This window comes from Mesorhizobium sp. M2C.T.Ca.TU.002.02.1.1 (assembly GCF_003997225.1).
Map to the genome: position 1 here is coordinate 1 of NZ_RZTO01000344.1, position 6,067 is coordinate 6,067.

The following is a 6,067-nucleotide window of genomic DNA, read 5'->3' on the forward strand; positions in this document are numbered from 1 at the left end:
GATCCGCGAGGCGCTGGCCATCCTCGAAGCCATGCGCATCGTCGAGCGGCGTGCGAAGTCCGGCATCTATATCGACACCAAGCAGGCGAGCGTGGAAGCGCTGGCGCTGTTCGCGCGCGCGGGCCTGCCGCTCGATCCGGTGCAGATCTACGAAACCGTCGAATTGCGCAAGATCCACGAGATCAAGGCGGCCGAGCTTGCCTGCTCGCGCGCCACGGAAGAGAATTTCGAACGCCTGCGCGAGATCCTGAAGGCTTCCGAGGAGCGCATCGCCGCCGGCGAAGGCCTCGCCAAGGAGGACCGCGAGTTCCACCTCGAAATCGTGCGCGCGACCAAGAACAGCGTCTTCCACAACATCTGCAGCGTCTATTACCTGATGGGCGAGCAGCGCTTGCCGATCTACTTCAACGATCCCGAACGCAGCGTGCGCTCGCATGCCGAGCACATCCAGATCTACGAGGCGCTGCTGCGCCGCGACGGCAATCTCGCCCAGGCCTTGATGAATGCCCATTTGCAGGGCGCCGAGAGCTATTGGAAGGGGATCATCGAAGGTCGCGCGGCGGAGCCGAAGAACGCTGCGCTCGAAAAGGCCTGAGCGCGGTGCGTAAGATCCTCTCGACGCATCCGCTGCACCCACGCGCGACGGCCATGCTGGCCGGCGCCGGGCGGCTCGCGATCGCTTCCGCCCTCGATCCCAAGACGCTGACCAATGAGGCCCGCGACGCCGACATCGTCATCGTGCGCGCGCCGCTGCCGCCGGAACTGTTCGCGGACGCTTCGAGCCTGCGCGCCGCGATCCGCCACGGCGCCGGGCTGGACATGATCCCGGTCGAGGCGGCGACGGCCGCCGGCGTGTTGGTCGCGAACGTGCCTGCCGTCAACGCCCGCTCGGTCGCCGAACATGTGATGTTCGTTGCACTCGCTTTGCTGCGGCGCTTCCGCATGATGGACCGCGACCTGCGCGCCAAGGGCTGGCTTGCCGGGCGCGAGCATGCCAATTCGACCAGCGAGCTTGCCGGCAAGACGATCGGCATCGTCGGCCTCGGCGCGGTCGGCCAGGCCATAGGCCATATTGCCGCGCACGGCTTCGACCTCAATGTCGTGGCGACCACGCGCAGCCTGCGTCCGGCGCCCGAGCGTGTCGGCTTCCTGTCGATCGACGCGCTGGTCGAGCAGAGCGACATCATCGTGCTCTGCTGCCCGCTGACGGAGGAGACGCGCGGCCTGATCAGCCGCGAGCGCATCGCCCGCATGAAGTCCAATGCGCTGCTGATCAATGTCGCGCGCGGCCCGGTGGTGGACGACGAGGCGCTGATCGAGGCGCTGCAGAAAGGCAGCATCGGCGGCGCCGCGCTCGACGTCTTTTCCACGCAGCCGCTGCCGCCGAACCACCCCTATTTCGGCTTCGACAACGTCATCGTCACTCCCCATATGGCCGGCATCACCGAGGAATCGATGATGCGCATGGGCGTCGGCGCCGCAAATGAGGCGCTGCTGGTGCTCGCCGGCAAACTACCGGTCAATCTGCGCAATCCGGAGGTCGTCGAGCATTATCGGCGGCGCTTTCCCGCCGGCTGAAGTCCGCGCCTCAATTTTCGCCGATTTGGCGGCGACCTTCACCGCCATGGCCAAGCACCTCGCGGAAATCCTGGTTCTGACCGCTGGCACCTGCGTCGCCGCAACGGGCGCTCGAGCTGATCAAGGCAGCTATGTGCCCTGCGATAACGGCCTACGCTGCGTGATGGCGCCCTGCCCTTCGAACAGCGCGCTCGACCTCGCCACCGGCAAGATCGTCAAGGGTGTGTGGATCGACATCGACGGCCTGCCGCAACAGGACAAGGCGCTCGACCTGTCGGACAAGCTTTATGCCGGCAAGGTTGTCGTTGCCGGCACGGTCGAGAACCGGCCGCATACCTTCAACGGCAAGCAGTACAGCCTCCCGACCTTGGTCGCGACCGGCATCGAGCGGGCGGCCAAGGACAGCGAGCGCGCTCACTGCTCAAGCCGCTGAGGACCAGTACCCTGCGGAGAGCCGCGCTTTCAACTTGCGATCGATGTCTCCACCGCGGCGGCAACGCGCAGCAGCCGGTGATCATCCCCATGCTTGCCCACCAGCATCAATCCGGCGGGCAGCTTGGTGCCGGGCATCGGCAAAGAGATCGCGCAGAGGTCGAACTGGTTGGCGACCTGCGTGTTGCGCAAGAGCAGCCCTTCCGTCTTGTCGCGCAGCACCTCATCGCCGGCCATGGCGGCGATGGAAGGCGCGACCATCGGCACGGTCGGCAATACCAGCGCATCGACCGTCTCCAGCCGCTCCGCCATGGCGGCCGCAAGCTCGCCGCGACGGCGGATCGTTCGGATATAGGCGGAAGCGGGGACGGCAAGCGCGCGCGACAATGGCCCGGTGACATGCGGATCGACCGGCACCGAGGCGCCGCTCGTCAGCCAATCGGCATGCACTTCGGCCCCTTCCATGGAAGCGATCGTGCCGCGCCTGGTGGCTGCGCGCATCTCGGCGATGAGATCGTCGATGGGCAAATCGGCGGCGCGGGCGCCAGCCCGTCCGATCCTGTCGATGCAGGCCTCGAAAGCTGCCGCGACCTCCGCTTGCGTCTCGCCGAACAGCACACCGCGTGGGATGCCGATGCGCAAGGTCGCGAGCGGGACCAACTGAAGCGCAGCCGGCTCTTCTCCGGCCATGATCGCGTCGGCGATCGCGCAATCGGCGACGCTGCGGGCAAGCGGGCCGATCGAATCCAGTGTCATCGACAGCGGAAAGGCGCCGGCCAAGGGCACGCGCCTCGCCGTCGGCTTGAAGCCGACGACGCCGTTGAGCGAGGCCGGGATGCGCACGGACCCCCCGGTGTCCGATCCGATGGATATGTCGCTTGTGCCTTCGCCGACCGCAACGCCCCCTCCCGACGACGAGCCGCCCGGGATCAGGCTGGCATCGGTGGCGTTGCCAGGCGTGCCGTAATGCGGATTGTCGCCGATCGCGGTGAAGGCGGACTCGGTCATGTTGGTCTTGCCGAGGATGACCGCCCCGGCCTGGCGCAGCCTCTGGACGATCGCCGCATCTCGAGCGGCGGGCGCGGCGCCGGCTCGGATCAGCGACCCGGCCGTCGTCGGCTCGCCGGCGACATCGAACAGGTCCTTGATCGAGACGATGCGCCCGTCGAGCGGGCCGAGGCTCACACCGGCCTTGCGGCGGGCATCGGACGCATCGGCGGCGGCCCGCGCGGCCTCGGCATAGAGCTTCGTGAAGACCTTCTCATCGCCTGCGCGATTGGCAAGACGTGACAGGATGATTTCCAGACGGTCGCGTACGGATTGCATTTTCGATGTCGGGCCCTGCAAAGTTGCCACGTCTTTAACGCACGGCCTGATGTTGGGCCGGCGCAAGAGATAAACCGGCAAGCGTGCCTTTGCACCCTGCCAGCGATGGGAAGATGCTGATGCTGTACAAAGGCAGCTGCCACTGCGGCAAGGTGGCGTTCGAGGTCGAGGGCGAGCTTGGCGTGACCGTGCGCTGCAACTGCTCGATCTGCCGGCGCAAGGGCGCGCTGTTGTGGGCTGTGCCGCATGAGACGCTCAATCTGGTCGCCTGGGGCGACGACCTCGGCCGCTACACCTTCGGCAAAGCTCAAATCGCGCATCGCTTCTGCCGCACCTGCGGCATGCATCCCTTTGCCGAAGACGTCAGCCAGGGCAGCGAACGCAGCGCCTACATCAACATCAACTGCCTCGAGGGCGTCGATCTTGCGACGATCGAAGTTTTCGAGTTCGACGGCCGCTCGGCCTGATTAGCGGTAGCCGGTCGCATCCGCCGGCTTGCCGGCGTCCTGGACCTCCGGCACGTAGCGCCAGGCGTCAGGCCGCGAGCCGTCGAGATCGGTAAAGCCGTAGACCTGCGCCAGCCCGCCACTCGAAAGCGACTGGCCATTCCAGCGCGAGCGCCGCGGGTCGGAGGCCAGCGCCGCTACGGCGCGGCCCACGAAGCGCGGCGTCTCGGATATGACGAAATGCGGCACATTGGCTGTCGCGTCGCGCCAGTTCCCTTCCTGCACGCCGAATGCCTCCAGCATCATCTCCGAGCGCAGCCAGCCCGGCGTCAGCGAGACGGACGTCGCGCCATGCTTTTCGAGGTCTTTGGCATGCGCCCATGCCATACGGCTCACCGCCACCTTGGCGAGATCGTAGAAGGGCGACAGCCGGTAGTGCCCGGCATTGTATTCGGCCGTGCCGTCGGTGACCTCGATGAGCAATCCGCCTGGACGCTCGATCATCAACGGCAGCGCGTGATGCGCGGTGATCAGATGCGTATCGATCCCGAGCCGCAGCAGCCGCAAGCCGTTGTCCAGATCGTGTTCCCAGACGGACTTGTTCCACTCAAAGAGCTTTTCACCGCCCCAGACGTCATTGACCAGGATATCGAGGCGGCCCTGCTCCGCGCGGATACGCGCGACAAGTTTTTGCACCTCCTCGGAGATCAGGTGGTCGACCCGATGGCAATGCCCTTGCCGCCTTGTGCGGTCACCAGTTCGGCCGCCTCTTCGATGGTTTCGGGGCGCTGATAATCCGATTGCGAGGTTCGCGTCGTGCGTCCGGTCACATAGACGGTGGCGCCGGCAGCGCCCAGCTCGACCGCAATTCCGCGGCCAGCGCCGCGCGTTGCACCGGCGACGAGCGCGACTTTTCCTTGAAGCGTCATTGGAAACTCCCGACCTGAACTGCGCACAATCAGAGCTGGCGTTTGCCATGCCCGTCATTTATAAATGATCATTCGTTTATAAATGAGAGTCAAGATGACCAGGCCAAAAACCCAGTCCGACGAGCAGGTTCTGGAAGCCGCGTACCGGCTGATGCATGCCGACGGCCCGGAAGCATTGACCTTCGAGAGGTTGGCGCGGGCCAGCGGCCTTTCAGGCTCGACGCTGGTGCAGCGCTTCAAGAACAAGACGCTGCTGAAGCAGCGCACCCTGCTCTATGCCTGGGATGGGCTCGACCGAAAGACCGAGCAGGCGGCGGCATCGGTCCCCAGAACCCCGGCCGGCGCCGTCGAGCTGCTGGTTGCTCTCTCCAGCGGCTATGGCGACATCGAATCCTATGCCGAAGGTTTGCTCGTCTTGCGCGAGGATTTGCGCGACCCGGCTTTGCGGGCACGTGGCGCCGCCTGGAAGGCTGGACTGAGCAGGGCGCTTGCCGCTTGCTTTGCCAATGTTCCCGGCATCCCCGAGGATATCGGCCTGCTTATGGCCGCCCACTGGCAGGGCGCGCTGCTGTGGTGGAGCTTCGACCCCGACGAGATGGAGCTCACGACCTATGTCGAGCATAGTCTGACGCGTTTCGTAACCGCCGTCACAATGCCGGCTCGAAACCCGTAACTGGGCGCGAGGGAGGGTGTGGAGCCGGCGGACGTCAGGATCAGAGCCGCAGGCTGGCTGGACGGAATGACCTTGACGAAGATCAAGGACGATTTTCCGATTGGACTTATCCTGCCGATGCGATTGGTCGTGAGACACAATGAACAGGCGAACAGTGCTATTTGGCGCAGGCGCCGCGCTTGTCGCGGCCGGCTCCGGTGCCGCCGCGTGGCGATCGGCGGTCGGGTCCATGGCCCAATATGAGGCCTTCGCCGCCGGATTGCGCGACCGCCTGACGCCCGATCTTGAGGCCGTGGTCCGTTACGCAACCCTGGCGGCCAACAGCCATAATACGCAGCCCTGGCGGTTCCAGCTTGAAGAACATGCAATCGAGATCCGGCCCGACATCCAGAGGCGGACTCCGGTCGTCGACCCCGACGATCATCATCTCAATGTCAGCTTGGGATGCGCCGCGGCCAATCTCACGCTCGCCGCGGCGGCGACCGGCCGTACCGGCGAGGCTTCGCTTACGGCTGACGGCAACGGAATCCGTTACGATTACCTCATGGGCCCGCCGAAAGCGGACCCGCTGACCGACGCCATTCCGAAACGCCAATCGACGCGTGCCGAATATGATGACCGCGCCACCCCCGCGGCGGATCTCGCCGAGCTTGAGCGCGCAGCCGCGATACCGGGCGTGAGCC

At 65.7% G+C, this 6,067-nt stretch carries 6 protein-coding genes and 2 pseudogenes; 6 read left to right on the forward strand and 2 right to left on the reverse strand.

Going from position 1 to position 6,067, the window contains the following annotated elements:
• From EOD07_RS18665 to EOD07_RS18675, 3 genes are all read left to right on the forward strand, one after another.
• Positions 1-595 (forward strand): FCD domain-containing protein (locus EOD07_RS18665; RefSeq protein WP_164772339.1); only part of this gene is annotated, 595 nt, incomplete at its 5' end.
• Between the two features lie 5 nt (positions 596-600).
• Entirely contained in the window at positions 601-1,578 is a 978-nt protein-coding gene (locus EOD07_RS18670) for a hydroxyacid dehydrogenase (protein WP_127236519.1), read from the forward strand.
• Positions 1,579-1,624: 46 nt separating this feature from the next.
• Entirely contained in the window at positions 1,625-2,011 is a 387-nt protein-coding gene (locus EOD07_RS18675; RefSeq protein WP_041006583.1) for a hypothetical protein, read from the forward strand.
• Positions 2,012-2,040: 29 nt separating this feature from the next.
• On the opposite strand, the gene EOD07_RS18680 is transcribed toward EOD07_RS18675, so the two are convergent.
• Entirely contained in the window at positions 2,041-3,336 is a 1,296-nt protein-coding gene (locus EOD07_RS18680) for an amidase (RefSeq protein WP_127236520.1), read from the reverse strand.
• Between the two features lie 119 nt (positions 3,337-3,455).
• On the opposite strand from EOD07_RS18680, the gene EOD07_RS18685 reads away from it, so the two are divergent.
• Complete coding sequence (locus tag EOD07_RS18685; protein ID WP_127236521.1) at positions 3,456-3,803, forward strand: GFA family protein; 348 nt, start codon at positions 3,456-3,458, stop codon at positions 3,801-3,803.
• On the opposite strand, the pseudogene EOD07_RS18690 reads toward EOD07_RS18685, so the two are convergent.
• Positions 3,804-4,711: pseudogene (locus tag EOD07_RS18690) on the reverse strand (SDR family oxidoreductase).
• 94 nt (positions 4,712-4,805) lie between these two features.
• Between EOD07_RS18690 and EOD07_RS18695 the strand changes: the two are divergent.
• Together EOD07_RS18695 and EOD07_RS18700 are read left to right on the forward strand one after the other, a co-directional pair.
• A complete protein-coding gene (locus tag EOD07_RS18695) occupies positions 4,806-5,384 on the forward strand; it encodes a helix-turn-helix domain-containing protein (RefSeq protein WP_127236522.1) in 579 nt (192 codons plus the stop codon).
• A 229-nt stretch (positions 5,385-5,613) separates the two neighbouring features.
• Positions 5,614-6,067 (forward strand): annotated as a pseudogene (locus EOD07_RS18700) (Tat pathway signal protein); the annotation flags it as partial.